This window comes from Croceicoccus esteveae (genome assembly GCF_031846435.1).
Taxonomy (GTDB): Bacteria; Pseudomonadota; Alphaproteobacteria; order Sphingomonadales; family Sphingomonadaceae; genus Croceicoccus; species Croceicoccus esteveae.
Window position 1 is genome coordinate 47,427 of the sequence record NZ_JAVRHS010000012.1, and the last position, 21,756, is coordinate 69,182.

Sequence of the window (21,756 nt, forward strand, 5' to 3'; positions counted from 1 at the left end):
CCATTAGCCCTCTGTTGTTTGTGGGAACAGGCAGCACCATGCAGAGCAGGAACACAGACAAGGGCGACGATTGGCTGCTTCACGCCATGCCATGCGCTGTTGCGATCATCGATGAGGCCGGGTTGGTGACAGCGGCAAATGCCGCATTTCGCGACGCTCTGGGTCTGACGAACCAAGACAGCGTGTCTTTTGAAGCACTGTTTGGCGCGCCGGTGCATGCATTTTCCGCAAGCTGCCGCACCATAACTTTGCACGATCGGCAATACAGCCTTGGGGTCGGACCGGCTGAAGGACGCGGAACATTATGCCACCTGCATGATGTGACGCAATGGCTCGACGGTCAGGCTGACGCCCGGGCAGCGCTGGTGACCGATTCCCTGACAGGGTTGCCCAACAGAAGCGCCATCATTCCCGAAATGAGCCGCATGTTCGACCCTGCGCGCATGGCCGCTCTGATTCTCATTGATCTGGACCGTTTCAAGCAGGTCAATGACACGCTGGGGCATCCGGCGGGTGATGAACTCCTGTGCAAGGTTGCCGAACGGCTTTCCACCGTGATTGGCAGAAACGATCGGGTAGCGCGATTAAGCGGCGATGAGTTCGCCGTGCTGCAGGAAGACACCGCGCAGCCACAGGCTGCGGAAAAGTTGGCGAAGCGGATCGTCGAACTGATCGGCCGACCCTACCTTGTCGACGGGCACATGATCGACATCGGTGCAAGCGCCGGTGTTGCCCTTACTGAAACGGCCGATTGCAGCGCGACCTTGATGAAGCAGGCCGATATTGCGCTCTATCGCGCCAAGCGGACGGGGCGTGGGCGGTTCTGCTTCTTTGAACAACAAATGGATCAGGAGGTGCAGGATCGTCGTGCGCTTGAACGCGACTTGCGGCGCGCACTCGCCTTTCGCCAGTTCGAGCTTCACTATCAGCCGCAGATCGAACTCGGGTCGCGCACTGCCATCGCCGCAGAAGCGCTGCTTCGCTGGAACCACCCGGAACGCGGAGTCATTCCCCCTGCTACATTCATCCCGCTTGCCGAGGAAACGGGGCTGATCGTGCCGATCGGTGAGTGGGTAATCCGCCAGGCCTGCGACCACGCCGCCTCATGGTCGCGGCCGGTGTGTGTCGCGGTCAACGTGTCGGCCAAGCAACTGACAAGTGGCAAGCTCGTCAGCTGCGTTGCCAATGCGCTGGCAGCCGCTGGGCTTCCACCAGAACGGTTTGAGGTGGAAATCACCGAAAGCACGCTGATGTCGGACGCAGAGCAATGCGCCGCTACCTTGCATGCGCTGCGTGATCTGGGTGTGCGGGTGTCCATGGACGATTTTGGTACAGGCTATTCCTCGCTTAGCTATCTGCAGAGTTTTCCCTTTGATTCCATAAAGATCGATCAAAGCTTCGTGCGCGCTGGCGATCCTGTTCGCAACAACGCCATAATCAGCGCGATCACTGCAATTGGCCGGCACCTTGGCATGACCACAGTTGCGGAAGGGGTTGAAACAGAGGAGCAATTGGGCAGCGTAACCGATCTGGGCTGCGGCTCTGCGCAAGGTTTCTTGATAAGCCGCCCCGTTCCGGCAGCCGAAGTGGCCGCGCTGCTCGACACGATCGGCATTACGCAGTCCGCCCCGTCACATACGCCAACGCTCTCGCCGGAGCGAACGGACGATGCCACTGATCTGGTGGAGAGGGACCTGTTTCGGCTCGTATATTACAGCCGCAACGCCATGGCCGCGCCGGCTGACGAGATGCGAGCGGCAGTGGACCATATCATGGAAGCATCCCGCCGCAACAACGAACGGGCAGGCATTACGGGGGCCCTGATGTTCACAGAAGATCTTTTTGCTCAGGTTCTGGAAGGGTCGAAAGATGCGCTGGAAAGCGTGTTCAACCGTATACAGATGGACGAGCGACATGATGACATCCAGCTCCTGTCAATTGATCCGATCGACCAACGGTCTTTCGGCAATTGGGCGATGGCGTATGTGGGGTCAATAACGCAGGGAAAGGAGCAGTTCGACCATTGCGCCACCGTGAGCGGGTTCGATTTCATGCGGGCGAACGCCGAAACCATGGCTCGATATCTGCACCTGTTGCTGTCTGATGAAGACCGGCTGAATACGCGCGCGGCCTAGTGGACCGGTGTAGTCAGCCGGCCTGATCTACCGGCCTGGCTTGTTTCACCGGCCGGGTTTACTGAGGTAGTCTGCGCGTGGACGACTGTGGCAGGCAGGCGGGTTGTACTTGGCTGAGTCTACAGACGTTGAAGCAAAGGCAGGCGCTTCATCGCCCGGTGTGTGCAGCAGGAACCACCGATGTCACAGATCACAGCGCCGCACCGTTTGGAAACAACGCTGCAATGCCTTACCGCAATCTGTTCGACATAAGAAAGACGCAATCCTTCACAATCTTCATCGGCTGTCTCGCGATGTCGACATCACGGTCGGGTCCGGCGAAGCGGCATGGTGCCCGTACGACTGCTGGCGCTGCTGACGAACACGCGAATTGCCGATCCGGACAGCTGGACGGAAAAGCGTATTATGCGTTGGGCAGGACCAAGGTTGCAGGCATGCGGCCAATCGTCCGACACCGGTGCAACGGGCTTATGAATGATGAAAGCATCAACGGTGGGATGCAATGCGCTGCCCGTGACCGCGTCGCGCAGTAAGGTCTTGACGAGCTGACTCTGTTTGCTGCCGTTATGGACCCTTAGCAAGACCCTCCAGAAGCTGATCTTGTCTTCGTAAAGGTGCCTTGGCCGCAGATGTCTCAGCGGAATTTGATGCTTCACAAGCTGCGTCGACGTGGATGGGGCGTTGTGCGGCGACGCTGGTACAGATGACCGGGATTGGCAGCCACATGCGCAACTTATGTCCGACGCGCGGCAGCTTTACCCGATGTCCTGTCCGATCCGCACCCTGGTGACGACCCGGACAGAACAGAACCAATCTCAAACAGAAGCCTGGGCAGCCGTTCACGATATCATTCATGGCGAGCTGTCAATGGCCACTGCCGATATCCCGGTCCGACGCGGAGCGGCTTTCTGGCAGAGCCGCTTCAAGGCGCACACATACCGGCACAGCAGCGCGGAACAGTTCATGACGCCCCAAACTGCGCAAACGCAGATCATCGCCGGTGCTGCTGCAAAGCCCGTGATGTGCCCGAACGCGTAGCCTGATCCAACCATCGGTTACAGCGCGAGTACAACAGGCGCTGCGTTTCAGCGGAGTTCTGCAGAAGCGATCGGCCAGAGGGGGGTGTGCAATACCGCCGCGCCTTTGCGTATCTTTCCTGACTGGCGCAGTGGCAAACATGTGGCATTTTGCAGCCGCTCAGGCTCGCATTAGAGCGCCAGATGGAGGAGAGCGGCCCGGATCAGGACAATTGCTCAGATTTGCACGGCCGGACCGGTTGCACATGCCTTGGCCAGCACGTCCATCAACCTGTCTGTCTGGTGCTCTGGATCGATTTCTGACCGTCTGGAGTGCGACAGAGCCGCCTCGGACAGCGTCTGGTAATAATCTGCATCTTCCCACAGCCGGCGCACCGCTGCGACCCAGTCCGCGAGCGGCGCGGTAGCATCGAGCGTCACGCCGCCGGGCCCGATCGCTTCGGGAAGCCCGCCTTGCCGGGAGCCGATCACCGGAATACCGGAAAACTGCGCCTCTGTCGCCACCCGCCCCCATGCTTCTTCCCACAAGCTCGGTGCAAGCAGGATCCTGGCTTTGCCGTAGATCGATTTCATGTCGCTGGTCCGAGCTTTCAACGTGACGTTGTGCAGGTCTTTCAGGCGATTGTTGATCCAGCTGCGCATTTCGAGGTTGAGATCCCAACTTTCGCAGAATACGAAGGGAATGTCGGGGCAAGCCTGTGCAATGTCGAACGCCAGATCACGACCCTTCACCGGATAGGGATTGATGAAGGTGACGTTCTGCCGCGTGCTGGTGGTGCGGTAGTTTTGCGCAAGCACCAGTGGCGGAATGACCGTTGCTGTAACGCCGAACCTGTCCTGCACCCGCGCGGCGGTAAAGCGGGAATTGGCGACATGCTGCGCGCCGCTCAGCTCCGCAGGATTGCCGCCCATATCTTCGAACGCGACATGACGGTAATAAAGAACAACCGGCACTCCCAACTGGTCGAGCGACCTTGCAATCGGCACCGTATCTCCGCTTTGCACCACGGCCACGTCAGGCCTGAACCTGGATACGACCTCCCTGGTATCAGTCGGGTCCCATGCGCGGAACACCGGCAGGCCCAAGCGCGTGTCGCGGGAAAATCTTGTGCGGAAGACCCGCCGCTTGATCCGCGAATCCAAAGCGGTCCATCCGCCTCCGCTCAATCGGCACAGAACCGCGACGTCGTGTCCCCGGGCCACCAGCGCGGCGCAAAGCTGCATCGTGCTCGACTGCACGCCGCCGGAGTTCTGCGGCAGGAAAGCCCGGCCGGATGTAAACAGCACGCGCATGAGGTTTTGCTCTTTCAGACCGGGTGATGGCGCAGAATGTCGATGAGGGAATCCACCTGGCGGTCTGCATTCATGGCCTCGCGCGCGGCGTGAGCAACAGCAGCGGCTGCTGTCTGGGCGTAAATGACAGGATCTTGCCACAAGCGGCGTAATTCTCGCACCCAGACGGCGATGTCTGCGCTTCGGGGAACAACGGTTCCGCCCGGACCGATCGCCTCGGGCAGACCGCCGCAGTCGCTGCCTACGACAGGAATGCCGCTTATATGCGCTTCTGCCGCAACGCGGCCAAACGCTTCATTCCAGATACTGGGCGCAAGAATGATGCCGGCGTGCCTGTAGACAGAGCGCATGTCGCCGGTAGCGGGACGCAGCGTGACATTTGGCAATTGCGCCAGCCTTTGTTTCAATTGCGCGCGCTCTGCCGAATCCAGCGTCCACGCCTCGACGAAGACAAACGGAATATCCGGGCAGCTGCGAGCAATAGCAAGGGCAATGTCCAGCCCCTTGCAGGGACGCGGATTGATAAAGGTCACATTCTGCCGCGTGCTTTCCACGCGATAATTGTCAGGCAGAACCAGCGGGTAGACTGTTGGCACTTCAAGACCATGCGAATGCCGGAAGCTGTTGGCAGTAAATTGGGAATTCGCAATGAAGCCCGTACCTTCAAGCTTTGCCGGATTTCCACCGAGGTCGTCCAATTCGACATTCCGCAGATAGATGAAGGTTCTGACCGCTGTCCGGTCAAGCCGCGCAGCAAGGCTGACCGGCAGGCCTGATTGCAGAACTGCAACCTGAGCGTCAAAATGGCTTGCAACGGCGGCTATTGCATCTCTTGCGAACCAGGCGCGATGCACTTCATAACCAAGCGATCGGTCACACACCCAGTTGCGGCGCTTGTTCCACCCATATGATCTGGCCTTCAAAGCTGCCCGTCCGCGCCATCCGATCCAACCTGCGCCGGTCAGCCCGCATACCACGGCAACATGGTGCCCTCGCGCGATGAAAGCGGTTGCCAGCTCATGCGTGCTCGATTGCGCGCCGCCCCGGATCTGCGGCAGATAGGGGTGCTCGGTTCCCAGCAGGATCCGCATGGGAGCCTGCTGCGACCTGGCTGCGGCATCAACGGCCTGCTCCATAGGGACATGCATCATTGCGTTTAACGGGAAAGCCGCTGCGATATGTGCTGCCCACCCGTCGACGGAGCGCACATGCGCCCACGCACCCGGAAGGCAACTCCTTGACCCCCGATTACAGCAAGGCAGAGCATTGACTTGATATCCCACCCTCCTTGTTTGCGCCGAACAGGACATATGCGGGCCGTCCAGCCTCAAGCAAGACGCAGGCCCGACTATCCGCGAATCGTCAGGATACGCCGTTCGCAAGCGACCTTACTGACGGTTCAAGCGGCTTCCGCCTCGGAATGTAAAACGCTGTTTCAAGAGCGTACCATACTGGTTCGCTATAATGATGGGCAGCAGGCGCCCGACGTTGCCGCTGTGCATCTTCACGAACTCAAGGAGCGGCAGGAAAATCTGATGCTCCTGCACTCAGCGCCGGATCAGTCGCGACGGCGTGTGAGCCAGGCGATCAGCGCACCTGCGACCACGACAACGCCTGCACTACCATACAACCAGGCCTGGCGCTCTGCACGCAGTCGGCCCAGCGCATCCTCGTCCAGAAAGAAGCCGCCGCCTGCACCGCGGATTACACCTTGCGCGCGCAATCTGTCGAAACGGTCCGCCTCCTGCGGATCTGACGGAACGATGTCAGCCGAATTGGCCGGCGTAAGCGCACCAAGCGAGCGGAAGCGTCCGACGACAACCTCCTCCATGTCCCGTTTGCCGGAGGCGAATTCGACAGCGTTCGTCATTGTTGCATTCCCATCATTCAGTACCTTCCTGTTAAGCGCAACGGAGGCCAGTTTGGTTCCAGCCAATCACCAGATGCGGACAGGTGCTTCAGCGAAACGCAAACCACCAAACCGCGAATGCCCCGATAACAATGCGGTACCAGGCAAAGGGCGCAAAGCCTGCCCGGCTGACATAAGCGACAAAGGCGCGGATCACGCCCAGCGCCACGATGAATGAAACGACAAACCCGATGGCAATCTCGCGCCAGCCAACCGTCAGCGATCCTGCCGCAAGCACGTCGCGATATTGCCAGATTTCCAGCGTGCTGGCGCCCAGCATGGTCGGAATGGCAAGGAAGAAGCTGAACTCTGCTGCGGTGCGTCGCTCTATCCCCATGGCCAGCGCGCCCATGATGGTGGCACCTGACCTGCTGACACCGGGGATCATGGCAAGGCACTGAAGGAACCCGACGCCCAGCGCCTGCCGCACTGGCAATTGGCCTATCCCGCTGGCTGGCCCCGGCTTTGCCATCCGTTCGATGAGGAGGATGGCGATACCGCCGGCGATAAGAGCCCACGCAACCACCAGCGGGCTGCCCAGCATGATGTCGATGTAAGGCTTCATGATCAGACCAATGACGGCTGCCGGCAGAAACGCGACCAGAATGTTCACGACGAAGCGAACAGACTGCGGCTGCCGCTTTACAACTCCGGTACCGACTGCCCAGAAGGTGCGCCAATACTGCACCACCACGGCAAGGATCGCGCCCAGCTGGATGACGACGTTGAAGATCTTCCACTGATCCGCGTCATAGCCGAACAGTGACGATGCCAGGATCAGGTGCCCGGTTGAGGATACGGGTACAAACTCCGTCATCCCCTCCACGATGCCGAGCAGAATGGCAGTAAGCGTCAGATTGTCCATGGCCCCGGGTCATGGCAACGACGCCGCGCAAGTCAAGGAGAGATCCCCTTGGCAGGCGCAGGCGTCGCGCTATTGGGCTGCTGTTCCTACCAGATGCGGACGCGCTGCTGCGGCGGCAGGTACAATTCATCCTGCGGCGTCACGTTGAACGCCTTGTACCATTCGTCGAAATTGCGGACGATGCCGTTCACGCGGAACTGGTTGGGGGAGTGTGGGTCGGTTGCCATGCGGGTGCGAGCCGCTTCCTCGCGCATCATGGTGCGCCACACCTGCGCCCAGGCAAGGAAGAACCGCTGATCGCCCGTCAACCCGTCGATCACCGGCGCATCCTTGCCATCCAGCGACATCTGATAGGCACGATAGGCAAGGCTGAGCCCGCCCAGATCGCCAATGTTCTCACCCAGTGTCAGCTTGCCATTGACGCAGGTCTTGCCTTCATCAAACGGGCAGAAGGCGTCATATTGACTGGTCAGGACGCCGGTCCGCGCCTCAAATGCGACGCGGTCCTCCTGCGTCCACCAGTTGCGCAGCACGCCCTTGCCATCAGATTTGGCACCCTGGTCGTCGAAGCCGTGCCCCATTTCATGCCCGATCACTGCGCCGATGGCACCGTAATTCACTGCCGGATCTGCTTCGGCGTTGAAAAAAGGTGGCTGCAGGATTGCGGCCGGGAACACGATCTCGTTCATCGTCGGGTTATAATAGGCGTTCACTGTCTGCGGGAACATATGCCATTCGCCACGATCGACCGGCTGACCAAGCTTGCTGGTCTGGTCGTTCCAATGCCAGCGTTCGGCCGCCATCGCGTTGGCAAAGGCGTCATCCCTGACGATTTGCATGTCATCATAGGTTTCGAATTCATCGGGGTAGCCGATCTTGGGCGTGAACGCGTTCAGCTTGGCCATCGCTTCTGCACGGGTATCTGCACCCATCCAGTCGAGCGAATCAAGGTTGACCGCCATCGCCTTGCGCAGATTGGCTACCAGCGCATCCATCGACTGCTTGTTGGCAGGGGGAAAATGGCGGGCGACGAATTCCTTGCCCAGCGTCTCGCCCATCATGTCCTCGGTCGCTGATATCGCACGCTTCCAGCGCTGCTGCTGCACCTCAGTGCCCTGCAGCGTCTTGCCGTAAAAGGCGAAATTGGCGTCGTCGATCGGCTTTGGCAGGACAGCGGCCTTGCTGTCGATCAGATGCAGCGCCGCCCAGGCCTTCAGCGTGGCCAACGGTGCGTTCTCCAGGATCTGCAATTGTTCGGCCACTCCGCCGCCCAGTTTGGCAAGCTCCGCCGGAGCAAGATCGTACTGCGCAATCTCCTCTGACGTCGGCGACACATGATAGACCCAGAAATCCTGCGCATCGATACCGGCGGCGGCAATCAAGGCGTCGAGGTTCGCGTTACGACCCATCTGCATAAGCTCGGCGCGTGACAGCCGGTTGTAGGTCAGATCGCGATTGCGCGACAAGGCATTGTCCCAGTCGGCCTCGGCAAACCGGCGTTCGAGCGCGTAAACCGCATCGGCGGTTGCGGCAGGATCGGCATAGCCGAGCTGGTCGGCAAGGAACGTCAGATATTCCTTGTAGCGGGCGCGGATCTCAAGGTTTTTTTCAGTATCCTTCAGGTAATAATCACGGTCGGGCAGACCCTGACCACCCACGGCCATGATGGGAATATACTGGTCCGGGTTCTTGGAATCTGCCGTCACCCCGAACCCCAGCGGCGAGGGATAGCCAGGCGTGCCGAACACGGTCATCAGCGCGGCAAGATCGGGCGCTTCGTAGATGCGGGTCAGGTAGGGCTGCGCCGGAGCAAGCCCGCGTGCATCGATGCTGTCGGTGTCGAGGAACGCGGCATAGGCTGCGGCGGCCTTGCCTTGCGGCGTGTCAAGCGAACCGCCGCGAGCAGCCATGTCATTCACGATTGCGCGCAGGTCCTTTTCTGCCTGCACGGCAAGCAAATCGAACGATCCGAAACGTGAGTATTCCGGCGGGATCGTGTTGGCGTCCATCCATTTACGGTTTACATAGCCGTAGAAATCATCGCCGGGATCAATGCTGCTGTCGATCAGCGAAGTATCGATGCCCCATGTGCCGAACTCCATGGTCGGCGTTGCGTCTGCCACCTGCGCTGTGTCCGCACCGGAGGCATCCTGCGCCACGACAGGTGCAACGGTGGCAAGTGCAACGGCGGCGGCCGAAAGAGACAGAGTAATCCTGGTCAACTTCATCAGTCGAGACATCCTTGATCCATGTGTTCAAACAGATTCAATGTTCGAATCGCTTTTAAATTCAGGCAGTTAAGTCAGCCGGACCATCGCGGTGCCGGTCAGGCACAACTCATTCCGGTTGCTAAAGATACCATTATCTTTTGCATCATGAAAGCCGGCTTAACGATCAGTCGTTGCGTCAAACCTGCAGCATTATCGCGTCAATTTTCGAATTGCAGCCCGGCAAGATGCGCGTAAAGCCCCCCTGCCGAGAGCAGGCTGGCATGATCGCCTTCCTCCACGATGCGGCCACCTTCCATGACGATGATGCGGTCGGCTGCCCGCACGGTGGCCAGCCGATGCGCAATCACAAGCGTGGTACGTCCCTTCATCAGATGGTCGAGCGCTGCCTGCACCAGCCGCTCGCTTTCAGCATCAAGCGCGCTTGTCGCCTCATCAAGCAGCAGGATCGGCGCGTCGCGCAGCAACGCCCGGGCGATTGCCACTCGTTGGCGCTGTCCGCCCGACAGGCGCGCCCCGCCTTCGCCAAGGAAGGTATCCCAGCCATTGGGCAGTTCATCGATGAACTGTTCGGCATTGGCCGCGCGCATCGCCTGGCGGATGGCCTCGTCACTGGCATCCCACCGGCCGTAGCGCAGATTGTCGCGCGCACTGGCGGCAAACAGGGTGCTTTCCTGCGGGACGAGCGCGATGCGGCGGCGCACTTCGGCCGGATCAGCGCGGGTCAGTTCCACTCCGTCGACGCGCACGCTGCCTGCCTGCGGATCGTAGAACCGCGGCACGAGCTGGAACAGCGTCGACTTGCCAGCGCCGGAAGGCCCGACAATCGCCACGGTTTCCCCGGGTCGGACCGCAAGATTGAAGTCGATGAGCGCCGGCGCATCGGGGCGGGTCGGATAGCGAAAGGTAACGTTGCGGAACGCGATCGCACCGCGTGGCGGCTCGGGCAGTGCCTGCGGTCGTTCGGGCGCGGCAATGGCCGGGCGTGCTGCCAGCAATTCGCTCAGCCGCTGGGCCGCGCCCGCTGCGCGCAGGAGGTTGCCATACACTTCCGTGAGCGAGCCGAACGCCCCTGCAACCAGACCTGCCGTGATGACGAATGCGGCAATAGTGCCGCCGCTGATCTGCCCTGCGGCAACATCGCTTGCGCCTTTCCACAGCAACAGCGTCAGCGCGCCGAAGATGAGGAAAATGACGATGCCGGTCATCACCGAGCGGATGACGATGCGCCGCCGCGCGGTATCGAAGCTGCGGTCAACCGCCCCGGCGAAGCGGGCGCGTTCCCGGTTTTCCTGGTTGAAGCCCTGCACGATCTTCATTGCGCCAAGCACTTCGCCCACCATGGAGCCCACGTCGGCGATGCGATCCTGACTGGACCGGGACAGCACCCGCACCTTGCGGCCGAACCACACGATCGGAACGATCACCACCGGAATGGCGATAAACAGCGCCCCGGTCAATTCGGGCGTAAGGGCAAACAGATAGATCGTGCCGCCAACTGCCATCAGCACATTGCGCAGCGCGACAGACACGGTGGAGCCGACCACCTGCTCGATGATCGCGGTATCGGCAGTCATGCGCGACGAAATTTCGCCGGGGCTGTTTTCCTCGAAGAAACCGGGCGGCAGACCCAGCAGATTGTCCTGCACCCTGACGCGCAGATCGGCGACGATACGTTCTCCAAGCCATGACACGAAGTAGAACCGCAGCGCCGTGCCGATGGCGAGGATCACCACGATGATGAGCAGATATTCAAACCAGCGGGCAATCTCCCCGTCACCGGAAAACCCCCGGTCGATCACCAGCTTGAAACCCGAAGGAATGGCCAGCGTCGCCGCCGCTGTCACCACCAGCGCGCCAAGCGCGGCCATTACCCGCCCGGGATATTGCCAGCCGATCTGCGCCAGCAGGGAAAGCGGCCCCAGATCGCGCGACGACGGTTTCCCGCCGGGGTTGCTCTTGTTCCGGCGGCGGTTGTTCCTGTGACGCTCGTCGTGGTTGCCCTTGCCAGAACTATCCCTGTTCTGACCGGTTTCGTGTCGGCTATCCCTGGTCTGGCTGCCAGTTTTCTGGTTGCCGATTATCTGGTCGGGCGTGCCTTGCGCTTTGGAAATTTTTTTCATGACCATCTTGTCTGCCATCTGTTCCGCCTACTCCATGGCGATGGCCGGGTGAAGGCAAAGTTTCAGGTGTGAAGTTGTTCGATCACGGGATGCAAGATGCGTGGCAGGCGTTAACCGCAAAGGAACCCGACCGCCTTTACATCGTTCAGTGCTGATCCTACCGCTGTTCGTCTTAGACTAGCGCGGAATGTGCGCCGAAGGCACCGGAGTGCAGGTCCGGGGATCCGGAATTTGGAACATGCGCCGCGCGGCGCAAAGGGGAGCGCTTCATGCTGTATCAGTTTTACGAGCTGCAAAGGGCGTGGCTGTCCTCCGCGAGTGCCGTTGCATCCATTGCGGCCGAAATGCTGTCCAATCCGGTCAATCCGCTGGCGCAGAATGCCATCGGCTCCACCGCTGCGTCTGCACTCAAGGTGTTTTCCTATTCTGCGCAGCACCATGGCAAGCCTGCTTTCGGGATTGACGAGATCTGCGTCGATGGCGTGGCGCATGCAGTGGACGAATCGACGGTGCTTGAAAAGCCGTTCGGCAATCTGAAGCGCTTCGCCCACGCTGGTTTGCCGACCAATGCGCCCAAGGTTCTGATCGTCGCCCCGATGAGCGGGCATTATGCCACGCTACTGCGGGGCACGCTCGAACGGCTGATGGAACACGCAGAGGTTTACATCACCGACTGGGCTGATGCCAAGATGGTGCCGATGTCGGAAGGCGCCTTCGATCTTGACGATTACATTGATTACGTGATCGCTTTTCTGGAGCATATCGGACCGGGCGCGCATGTCATGGCGGTGTGTCAGCCCTCGGTGCCCGCTTTTGCCGCCACTGCCCTGATGGCGGCACAGAACAATGCCTGTCGTCCGGCAACATTGACGATGATGGGCGGTCCGATCGACACGCGCAAAGGCGTGACCGAAGTGAATGAAATGGCGATGCGCCGACCGCTGGCGTGGTTTCGTCAGAACCTCATTGCAACAGTGCCAGGCCGTTATCCCGGCTCGGGCCGCCGTGTCTATCCCGGCTTCCTGCAGCTTGCCGGTTTCATGTCGATGAACCTGGGCAATCACATCATGAGCCATTACGGCATGTTCAAGCACCTGATCGTTGGCGACGGCGACAGCGCGGATGCAACCAAAGCGTTCTACGATGAATATTTGTCGGTCTGCGACATGACGGCAGAGTTCTATATTTCCACTGTCAAGGCAGTGTTCCAGAAGCACGCCCTGCCTCGCGGATTGCTTACCCATCGTGGTCACAAGGTCGATTTCAGCGCCATCACCGATACCGCCATCCTGTGCATCGAGGGAGAGCGGGACGATATTTCCGGCCTTGGCCAGACAAGGGCCGCGCTGGACATCGCGTCCGGCCTGTCAGACGATCTCAAGAAGTATCACATGCATCCAGGCGTGGGTCATTACGGCATTTTCAATGGCTCCAAATGGCGCACGCAAATTGCGCCGATCGTGGAAAGCTGGATTGCGGAACACCGCCGGTCACGACTTCGGCAGGTCGCCTGAGCACCGCCGGCTGCCTTTCTGCAAGTCGGCTTTGTCAATCGACTCGCCTCTTGCACAGTATGTGACCTGAACTGCACAGCGCGCAATGCGGACAGCCAATCACGTCGATTAAGCAGCGCGTACGCACCCCGCAGTCGCGATCTGCGTAGTTTTACATCCGGCGAGCTGTACGAAATGCTGCATATCCTGTATTTTCATTGCTGAAAATCATCGACGCAGTTGCAAAACATCGTTTGTTTCGTCAAACCGTGGTTTGCACGCAACTTGATGCCGCCCGTTGGCGGTGTTGATGGTGTTTGAGTGCCGGGCACGCGCGCCCGGCTTCCGACAGGATAGGTGATCATGGGTTTTCCGCCGGTTCAAGGCCTCTACGATTCGCGTAACGAGCATGATGCTTGCGGCGTCGGTTTCATAGCCGACATCAAGGGTGCAAAATCGAACGGGATCATCAAACAGGGTCTGACCATTCTTGAAAACCTGGATCATCGCGGCGCGGTCGGCGCCGACCCGCTGCTGGGCGACGGAGCCGGCATCCTGATCCAGATACCCGATGCACTGTACCGCCGCTGGGCACAGGAAAGCGATCGAACATTGCCGCCGCTCGGCGAATATGCGGTAGCGATGTGCTTCCTGCCGCGCGATGAACCCAGCCGTAAAATTGCAATCGCCAATTTCGAAAAATTCGTGGCCAAGGAAGGCCAGCATCTGATCGGTTGGCGGGATGTGCCGACCGACCTTGACGGGCTTGGCAGAACGGTGCTCGACGAGATGCCTGTCATCCGGCAGGCTTTTGTCGGCATGGGCGCAAATTGCGCTGACCAGGACGCATTCGAGCGCAAGATCCTGGCAATCCGCAAGCAGGCGCAGAACCCGCTTGCCGAACTGGCAGAGAAACACGGGCTGCCCGGTCTTACCGAGCTTTACCTACCCAGCTTTTCAAGCCGGACCGTTGTTTACAAAGGCTTGCTGCTGGCGACGCAGGTCGGGTCCTTCTATGCCGATCTGCGGGATTCCTGCTGTGCTTCTGCGCTGGCGTTGGTGCATCAGCGGTTCTCGACCAATACTTTTCCCAGCTGGCGCCTTGCCCAGCCGTTCCGGTTCATTGCCCATAATGGTGAGATCAACACCGTGCGCGGCAATGTCAATTGGATGAATGCCCGCCGCCGGACAATGGAGTCCGATCTGCTGGGCGCGGATCTGGACAAGATGTGGCCAATCATCCCGCATGGACAATCCGATACTGCCTGTCTGGACAATGCGTTGGAACTGCTGCTGGCTGGCGGCTATTCGCTGGCCCATGCAATGATGGTGCTGATCCCGGAAGCATGGGCCGGCAATCGCGAGATGGACCCCGCATTACGCGCGTTTTACGAATATCACGCAGCATTGATGGAACCATGGGATGGGCCGGCCGCAGTCGCCTTTACAGATGGTCGGCAGATTGCCGGTACGCTTGATCGCAACGGCCTGCGCCCGGCACGCTGGTGCGAAACGAAAGACGGTCTGGTCTGCATGGCCTCCGAGAGTGGCGTTCTGCCGTTTGCCGAAGAGGATATCGTGCGCAAATGGCGGTTGCAGCCGGGAAAGATGCTGCTGATCGATCTGGAACAGGGCCGCATCGTCGAGGATGAAGAGCTCAAGGCCGGTTTCGCCTCCCTCCAGCCCTATTCGCAATGGCTGCATGCCGCGCAATACAAGCTGGAGGATCTTGACCCCATAGAATCGGAGGCTGCGCAGACGCCTGCGGGTGACGCATCGACTTTGCTCGATCGGCAACAGGCGTTCGGCTACACGCAGGAGGACGTCACCAGGTTCCTTGAACCCATGCTGCTGAGCGGTGACGATCCGATCGGGTCCATGGGCACCGATACGCCGATCGCCGTGCTGTCGCAGCGCTCACGCCTGCTGTACGATTATTTCAAGCAGAATTTCGCGCAAGTGACCAATCCGCCCATCGACCCGATCCGCGAGGAATTGGTGATGAGCCTTGTGTCCATGATCGGGCCGCGTCCCAACTTGCTTGGCAGGGTCGCTGGCACGCACAAGCGGCTGGAAGTCAGCCAGCCGATCCTGACCAATGGCGACCTTGCAAAGATCCGATCGGTGGAAGAAGCGCTCGACGGCGCGTTTCGCACGCACACCATCGACATTACCTGGGATGCCGCCACTGGCGCTGCCGGTCTTGAAATGGCCATCAAGGAGATGTGCTGGGCTGCAACCGAAGCGGTGCTCCAGGACAAGAACATCCTTGTCCTGTCCGACCGGGCAGCGGGGCTGGAGCGTATCGCCATGCCTGCATTGCTGGCAACGGCTGCGGTGCATCACCACCTCGTGCGCCAGGGATTGCGGATGCAGACCGGGCTGGTTGTGGAAACGGGCGAGGCACGCGAAGTACACCATTTCTGCGTGCTTGCAGGTTACGGTGCAGAAGCGGTGAACCCCTATCTTGCCTTCGAGACGCTGGAGCAGATCAGGCGGAGCAAGGATACGCCGCTGTCCTGCGCAGATGTGGAGCACAATTACGTCAAGGCCATTGGCAAGGGCATCCGCAAGGTCATGTCCAAAATGGGCATTTCCACCTATCAGTCCTATTGCGGCGCACAGATCTTCGATGCAATCGGCCTGTCCAGCGGGTTCGTGGAGCGCTTCTTTACCGGTACCGCCACTTCGATCGAAGGTGTCGGTCTTGCCGAGATTGCGGATGAAACCGTGCGGCGTCACAGCCATGCCTTTTCGGACGAGCAGATCTACCGCCGCATGCTGGATGTTGGCGGCATCTACCAGTACCGCGTCAGGGGCGAAGAACATGCATGGACCCCTGCGACCATCTCCAATCTTCAGCACGCCGTGCGCGGTAACAGTTTTGCCGATTACGACGCATTTGCCACCGCGATCAACGAACAGTCGGAACGCCTGCTGACCATTCGTGGGTTGATGGACCTCAAGGACGCAGCGCAGCCCATTCCGCTGGAGGAGGTGGAACCCGCAGCCCAGATCGTGAAGCGCTTTTCCACAGGCGCGATGAGCTTCGGCTCGATCAGCCGCGAAGCGCATACGACGCTGGCCATTGCCATGAACCGCATCGGCGGCCGGTCCAATACCGGCGAAGGCGGGGAAGAGCCCGACCGGTTCACGCCTTTGCCCAACGGCGATACCATGCGGTCGCGCATCAAGCAGGTCGCATCGGGCCGGTTTGGCGTCACGACCGAATATCTGGTCAATTCCGACGACATTCAGATCAAGATGGCGCAAGGGGCAAAGCCGGGCGAAGGTGGACAACTGCCCGGCCACAAGGTGGACAAGACCATCGCCAAGGTCCGCCATTCGACGCCGGGGGTTGGCCTCATCTCGCCGCCGCCGCATCACGACATCTACTCGATCGAAGATCTGGCGCAGCTGATCCACGATCTGAAAAACGTGAACAGATCAGCGCGTATTTCGGTCAAACTGGTGTCAGAGGTCGGCGTCGGCACGGTTGCTGCCGGCGTATCCAAGGCACGGGCGGATCACGTCACCATCTCAGGGTATGAAGGCGGCACGGGCGCATCGCCGCTCACCTCGCTGACCCATGCGGGAAGCCCGTGGGAGATCGGTCTTGCCGAAACGCAGCAGACATTGCTCCTCAACAATCTGCGCAGCCGCATCGCGGTGCAGGTGGATGGCGGGCTGCGCACGGGCCGGGACGTTGCCATCGGCGCCTTGCTGGGTGCGGACGAGTTCGGCTTCGCCACGGCCCCACTGATCGCGGCGGGCTGCATCATGATGCGCAAATGCCATCTCAACACCTGCCCGGTTGGTGTCGCCACGCAGAACCCTGAACTGCGCAAGCGGTTCACGGGAATGCCCGAGCACGTCATCAACTATTTCTTCTTCGTTGCCGAAGAGCTGCGCGCAATCATGGCGCAGATGGGCTTTCGCACGGTGGAGGAGATGGTCGGCCGGGTGGACCGCATCGACATGAGGCAGGCAATCCGCCACTGGAAGGCAAATGGCGTCGACCTGGCGCGGGTGCTGCACCAGGTCGAGCCGGCCGCGGGAACGCGCCTGTTCAACACAGAGTCGCAGGACCACGGGTTGGAATCGGCAATGGACGTGCAGCTGATCCGCGCTGCAGCGCCCGCGCTCGAACGGGGCGAGCACGTCGTGATCGACCAGCAGATCCGCAACGTCAATCGCACGACCGGCACCATGCTTTCGGGGGAAATCGCAAAGAGGTTCGGACATGCAGGACTGGCCGATGACGCGATCCGTATCAACCTTACCGGCGTGGCGGGGCAAAGCTTCGGTGCCTGGCTGGCGCATGGGGTGACGCTGGATTTGGCAGGCGATTGCAATGATTATGTGGGCAAGGGCCTGTCGGGCGGGCGCATTATCGTGCGGCAACCCGCAGGCGTCGCCCGTGATCCCGCGCGCAACATCATCGTCGGCAATACCGTCCTGTATGGCGCAATCGCGGGTGAGGCGTTCTTCAATGGCGTGGCCGGCGAACGGTTCGCCGTGCGCAATTCAGGCGCCATTGCAGTGGTCGAGGGCACAGGTGACCATGGATGCGAATATATGACCGGTGGCGTCGTTTGTGTGCTGGGCCGCACCGGGCGCAACTTTGCCGCTGGCATGTCGGGTGGTGTCGCCTACATTCTTGATGAAGACGGCGGATTTGCCAAAAGGTGCAACACTGCCATGGTGGATCTGCAGCCAGTCGGCCGGCCTGGCGCTGATCATGCGCTGTCGGGACATCGCCCCGAACAACGCGGCCATGGCGTCGAGGATTTCGGCATGGGCGATCCGCTCTACCACGATGCCGAACGTATCCAGATTTTGCTGGAGCGGCATTACGCGCATACCGGCAGTCGCAAGGCGCGTGCGCTGCTGGACGACTTCGACACGGTGATAACGCGGTTTGTGAAGGTAATGCCGCGCGATTACGCACATGCATTGAAGATGCTGGAAGCCGAGCGGCAGGATGCCGCGTCGGTCGCGGCAGAATAAGAGGTCACAAGGATGGGCAAGGAAACAGGTTTCCTCGAACTCGATCGGCAGGATCGCAGCTATGCGGCACCCGAGGAGCGGTTGCAGCATTACCGCGAATTCGCGCTGCCGCACACCGAGGCGGAGCTGAAGGGGCAGGCGTCGCGCTGCATGGATTGCGGTATTCCGTTCTGTCACAACGGCTGCCCGGTCAATAATATCATTCCGGACTGGAACCACCTTGTTTATGAAGGCGACTGGCGCGAGGCGCTGGTAAACCTGCATTCCACCAACAACTTCCCCGAGTTTACAGGCCGGATCTGTCCCGCGCCATGCGAGGCAGCCTGCACGCTCAACATCATTGACCAGCCGGTGACGATCAAATCCATCGAATGTGCAATTGTCGACAAGGGATGGAACGAGGGCTGGATAACGCCGCAAATTGCAGCCGAACGCACTGGCCGGACAGTGGCTGTCATCGGATCCGGTCCGGCGGGGATGGCCTGCGCGCAGCAACTCGCACGAGCCGGCCATTCCGTCACTGTGTTTGAAAAGAATGACCGTATCGGCGGGTTGATGCGTTACGGCATTCCTGACTTCAAGATGGAAAAGCACCTCATCAACCGCCGTGCTGTCCAGATGGAGGCAGAAGGCGTGCAGTTCCGCACCTCTACCGAGGTGGGTGTCGACATCTCCATGAAAACCCTCAAGGAAAACTTCGATGCTATCGTGCTTGCCGGTGGCGCGGAAGAAGCGCGCCGGCTGGACATTCCGGGTGCCGAGCTGGCCGGCGTGCGGCTGGCGATGGAGTTCCTGACGCAGCAGAACAAGCGCAACGCCGGCGACGATGAACAGCGCGCCGCCCCGCGCGGCACGCTGACCGCGACCGGCAAGAATGTCATCGTCATCGGCGGCGGCGACACAGGGTCCGACTGCGTCGGCACGTCCAACCGGCAGGGAGCAAGCAGCGTCACGCAGCTTGAAATCATGCCGCAGCCGCCTGAACGTGAGGACAAGGCGCTGACCTGGCCCAACTGGCCGTTGAAGATGCGCACCTCATCCAGCCATGAGGAGGGGGTATCCCGCGATTTCTCGGTGTTGACCAAGCGCGTGATCGGCCAAGGCGGCCGTGTGACCGGCCTTGAATGCGTGCGGGTGCGCTGGAGCGGGCGCGACATGGAAGAGGTGGAAGACAGCACCTTCGTTATCCCCGCGGATCTCATCCTGCTCGCCATGGGCTTCACGGGTCCGCGCAAGGCAGGAATGCTGTACCAGGCATCGCTGAGCCACGATGCACGCGGCAATGTTGAGGCCGACACACTCACCTACCGAACCAGCGAGGAGGGGATCTGGGCGTGCGGCGACATGCGTCGAGGGCAGAGCCTTGTCGTGTGGGCGATCCGCGAAGGCCGCCAATGCGCTCGCAGCGTCGATGAAGCGCTGATGGGTATAACAGACCTGCCGCGTTGAAGGCCGGACGTGCGGTAGTGCAGATCCTGAGCGTTGGTCAGCGCTGACGATCACGATGTTATGCGATCAAAGAACAAGGACCTTGCGCGGAAGCGGCTGAAGCAATCGAACGACCATGAAAGCACAGGCTGCGGGAGTGGCCGATCTGCATGATGGCAACTGCTGAGGCTGTTCCTGAATGGTGACGCCTCGGTACAAGAGATACATCCAGCCGCTCCCCATGCTTGATCCTGACAGCACAACTGCTCGTTGTATGACAATCTGCTCTGGGCGCTCAGGAGTTTACCCTGAGCCCCTGCATGACGCAGGACACTGGAAATCGAAGCCTGCACCCTGAGCGTTGCTCCTCGAGGTCCTCCACAAAAACTGCCAACGCCGCGACCGCACCTTGTTTGCCGAAGAATGGTGCGTGGGAAGGGGGTGTCATTCTCCAGCCCGACAAATCGACCTTCAAAGCAATTACCGGCCCATCTGATTTGAAATGGTCACGGCCACATTCCACAAGGCCCGGATGCCAGCAGTTTTCATCGCGCGCGTAGGAAGCCGGTGGAATGATAATGCCCAGCGTTTTACCGCTGATGTCCATCACCTTGACTGCGATGCCGCCGCGCTACTTCAGGGAAACACTCTCTGCGCCAAGGGAGCAGGGCGCGGTGTCTGGTCGTTTGGGAGGACAACAGCAGTCGGCCCGGATGGGGTGCCTGAACTGCTGTCCGAAAATGTGGGGCAGTTCCCGTCGATCCCGACACCTCCGGCTTGTGTGGGGGATGTTCGCTCATACCGGCATCAGACGCGCCGGTTTCCAACCGCCACAATGCCGCGCCGGTGGATGTCCCGCGAGGAACCTAACTCGCTGTTTGCCGGCGATCGTTAGTAGCCCGCACAGGCGTTTATCTATTGAGGATAAATGATTTCCGCGTCTCCTTGGCTCGTTGAAGTTCGCTGCCAGTCGCGCCAAGATGTGGGAACGATTGAGGGGACGCAATGCCGAAGCTTACTGCACTTTTGGTTAAGAACGCTAAGCTTGGCAAGTATGTTGACGGCGAAGGCCTTTACCTGCTTGTGAAGCCGACCGGCGCAAAATCATGGGTGCTCCGCATCCAAGCAGATGGCAAGAGGCATGACATCGGCCTTGGCAGCGTCAACTCGGCTTCATAGGACGGCGGCGCAGAGCAGGTAATCAAAGTGCCCATTCTGCAACGCAAGGTGCTCACTCTTGCCGAAGCACGGGAGAAGGCAGGCATGCTTCGGTTGGCTGCAAAGTCGGGTCTCGATCCAATTGAAGAACTCGACCGAGACAGGCGAAAAATCCCGACACTTATTGAAGCCGCCATTGCGGCTCACGCTTCTTTGCAGAACGGCTGGACGAACAAAAACGCGCAGGCATTCCTCAACTCCCTTGAAGCACATGCCTATCCCACCTTGGGAAGAAAGCGAGTGCATTTGATCGCTTCATCCGACATCATCACTGCGCTCGATCCGATCTGGATTGATAAACCACAGATTGCAAAAAAGTTCGGCAACGTATCGGCACGGTCCTGAGTTTTGCGCATGTAAATGGGTGGCGTCCGACAAAGGCACCCCAGCAATCCATCAGTAAACGGCTGCCTAAACAACCGAAGAGCGGACATTATGATGTTATGCCCTACAAACAAGTACCAACATGGGTAGCCTCTCTCCGTTCGAAACCGGCAACGCAGGGCCGCAATGGACAACTGCTGCAGATTTACACAGCTTCACGCCCGGGCAAGGTTCGCGGCGCCAAGTGGAATCAGTTCAATTTTGCAGAACGGCTATGGCACCGACCCGCCTGGCTTATGAAGGAAAAGGTAGCTCATACAGTCACGCTAAACGTTGCCGCAATGGAGTTGCTTCAACGCATACGTGCGGAACTTGGCCGTGAACCTAGTGCTGCCGAACTGGTAGTGCCAAACAGGAATGGAAACAAGCTTTCCGACGCTGTTTTCAACAAGATCCTACTCGACGCCGGTCTGTCACATGACACCCACGGATTTCGCAGCTCATTTCGGGATTGGGCGGCTGAGAACGTGCCGGAGATACCTGATCCAGTAGCGGAAGCAGCAATCGCGCATGTTGTCCCCGATAAAGTAGTCCGCGCATACAAACGCACGACTTTCATCGAAATGCGACGCAAGCTGCTGCAAAAGTGGAGCGACTACGTATTGGGCACTGAGGCGGCTGATCTATAACCCA

16 protein-coding genes are annotated in these 21,756 nt (G+C 59.9%); 8 read left to right on the top strand and 8 right to left on the bottom strand.

Annotation, left to right across the window (positions count from 1 at the left end; translation table 11 throughout):
• The first annotated feature begins 38 nt into the window (after positions 1 to 38).
• The gene (locus tag RM533_RS11960; RefSeq protein WP_311341458.1) at positions 39 to 2,135 is read left to right on the top strand and encodes an EAL domain-containing protein; all 2,097 of its coding nucleotides are present in this window, start codon (positions 39 to 41) and stop codon (positions 2,133 to 2,135) included.
• A 735-nt stretch (positions 2,136 to 2,870) separates the two neighbouring features.
• Positions 2,871 to 3,173, top strand: a complete 303-nt coding sequence (locus RM533_RS11965) for a hypothetical protein (protein ID WP_311341459.1) — start codon at positions 2,871 to 2,873, stop codon at positions 3,171 to 3,173.
• A 215-nt stretch (positions 3,174 to 3,388) separates the two neighbouring features.
• On the opposite strand, the gene RM533_RS11970 is transcribed toward RM533_RS11965, so the two are convergent.
• The 6 genes from RM533_RS11970 to RM533_RS11995 all read right to left on the bottom strand — a co-directional run bounded on the left by RM533_RS11970 (position 3,389) and on the right by RM533_RS11995 (position 11,608).
• Entirely contained in the window at positions 3,389 to 4,459 is a 1,071-nt protein-coding gene (locus RM533_RS11970) for a glycosyltransferase (RefSeq protein WP_311341460.1), read from the bottom strand.
• Positions 4,460 to 4,479: 20 nt separating this feature from the next.
• Entirely contained in the window at positions 4,480 to 5,616 is a 1,137-nt protein-coding gene (locus RM533_RS11975; protein ID WP_311341461.1) for a glycosyltransferase, read from the bottom strand.
• A 407-nt stretch (positions 5,617 to 6,023) separates the two neighbouring features.
• Positions 6,024 to 6,335, bottom strand: a complete 312-nt coding sequence (locus RM533_RS11980) for a hypothetical protein (RefSeq protein WP_311341462.1) — start codon at positions 6,333 to 6,335, stop codon at positions 6,024 to 6,026.
• 88 nt (positions 6,336 to 6,423) lie between these two features.
• Positions 6,424 to 7,239 (bottom strand): undecaprenyl-diphosphate phosphatase, encoded by an 816-nt coding sequence (locus RM533_RS11985; RefSeq protein ID WP_311341463.1) that lies wholly within the window; start codon positions 7,237 to 7,239, stop codon positions 6,424 to 6,426.
• Between the two features lie 86 nt (positions 7,240 to 7,325).
• Positions 7,326 to 9,467 (bottom strand): M13 family metallopeptidase, encoded by a 2,142-nt coding sequence (locus tag RM533_RS11990; RefSeq protein WP_311341464.1) that lies wholly within the window; start codon positions 9,465 to 9,467, stop codon positions 7,326 to 7,328.
• A gap of 200 nt (positions 9,468 to 9,667) precedes the next feature.
• Entirely contained in the window at positions 9,668 to 11,608 is a 1,941-nt protein-coding gene (locus tag RM533_RS11995; RefSeq protein WP_311341465.1) for an ABC transporter transmembrane domain-containing protein, read from the bottom strand.
• A 251-nt stretch (positions 11,609 to 11,859) separates the two neighbouring features.
• On the opposite strand from RM533_RS11995, the gene RM533_RS12000 reads away from it, so the two are divergent.
• Positions 11,860 to 13,104, top strand: a complete 1,245-nt coding sequence (locus RM533_RS12000) for a polyhydroxyalkanoate depolymerase (RefSeq protein ID WP_311341466.1) — start codon at positions 11,860 to 11,862, stop codon at positions 13,102 to 13,104.
• Positions 13,105 to 13,298: 194 nt separating this feature from the next.
• On the opposite strand, the gene RM533_RS12005 is transcribed toward RM533_RS12000, so the two are convergent.
• On the bottom strand, positions 13,299 to 13,448 hold the full coding sequence (locus RM533_RS12005) for a hypothetical protein (RefSeq protein WP_311341467.1): 150 nt from the start codon (positions 13,446 to 13,448) through the stop codon (positions 13,299 to 13,301).
• Here RM533_RS12005 and gltB point away from each other — a divergent pair.
• Complete coding sequence (gltB, locus tag RM533_RS12010) at positions 13,447 to 18,093, top strand: glutamate synthase large subunit (protein ID WP_311341468.1); 4,647 nt, start codon at positions 13,447 to 13,449, stop codon at positions 18,091 to 18,093. The two genes, RM533_RS12005 and gltB, sit on opposite strands and share 2 nt — an antisense overlap.
• Before the next feature lie 12 nt (positions 18,094 to 18,105).
• A complete protein-coding gene (locus tag RM533_RS12015) occupies positions 18,106 to 19,542 on the top strand; it encodes a glutamate synthase subunit beta (protein ID WP_311341469.1) in 1,437 nt (478 codons plus the stop codon).
• 274 nt (positions 19,543 to 19,816) lie between these two features.
• Here RM533_RS12015 and RM533_RS12020 read toward each other — a convergent pair whose 3' ends face one another.
• Positions 19,817 to 20,128, bottom strand: a complete 312-nt coding sequence (locus RM533_RS12020; RefSeq protein WP_311341470.1) for a hypothetical protein — start codon at positions 20,126 to 20,128, stop codon at positions 19,817 to 19,819.
• 398 nt (positions 20,129 to 20,526) lie between these two features.
• Between RM533_RS12020 and RM533_RS12025 the strand changes: the two genes are divergently transcribed.
• The 3 genes from RM533_RS12025 to RM533_RS12035 all read left to right on the top strand — a co-directional run bounded on the left by RM533_RS12025 (position 20,527) and on the right by RM533_RS12035 (position 21,752).
• The gene (locus tag RM533_RS12025; protein ID WP_311341471.1) at positions 20,527 to 20,700 is read left to right on the top strand and encodes an Arm DNA-binding domain-containing protein; all 174 of its coding nucleotides are present in this window, start codon (positions 20,527 to 20,529) and stop codon (positions 20,698 to 20,700) included.
• 27 nt (positions 20,701 to 20,727) lie between these two features.
• Complete coding sequence (locus RM533_RS12030) at positions 20,728 to 21,084, top strand: phage integrase central domain-containing protein (RefSeq protein WP_311341472.1); 357 nt, start codon at positions 20,728 to 20,730, stop codon at positions 21,082 to 21,084.
• A gap of 98 nt (positions 21,085 to 21,182) precedes the next feature.
• Complete coding sequence (locus RM533_RS12035) at positions 21,183 to 21,752, top strand: tyrosine-type recombinase/integrase (protein ID WP_311341473.1); 570 nt, start codon at positions 21,183 to 21,185, stop codon at positions 21,750 to 21,752.
• The last annotated feature ends 4 nt before the right edge of the window (positions 21,753 to 21,756 follow it).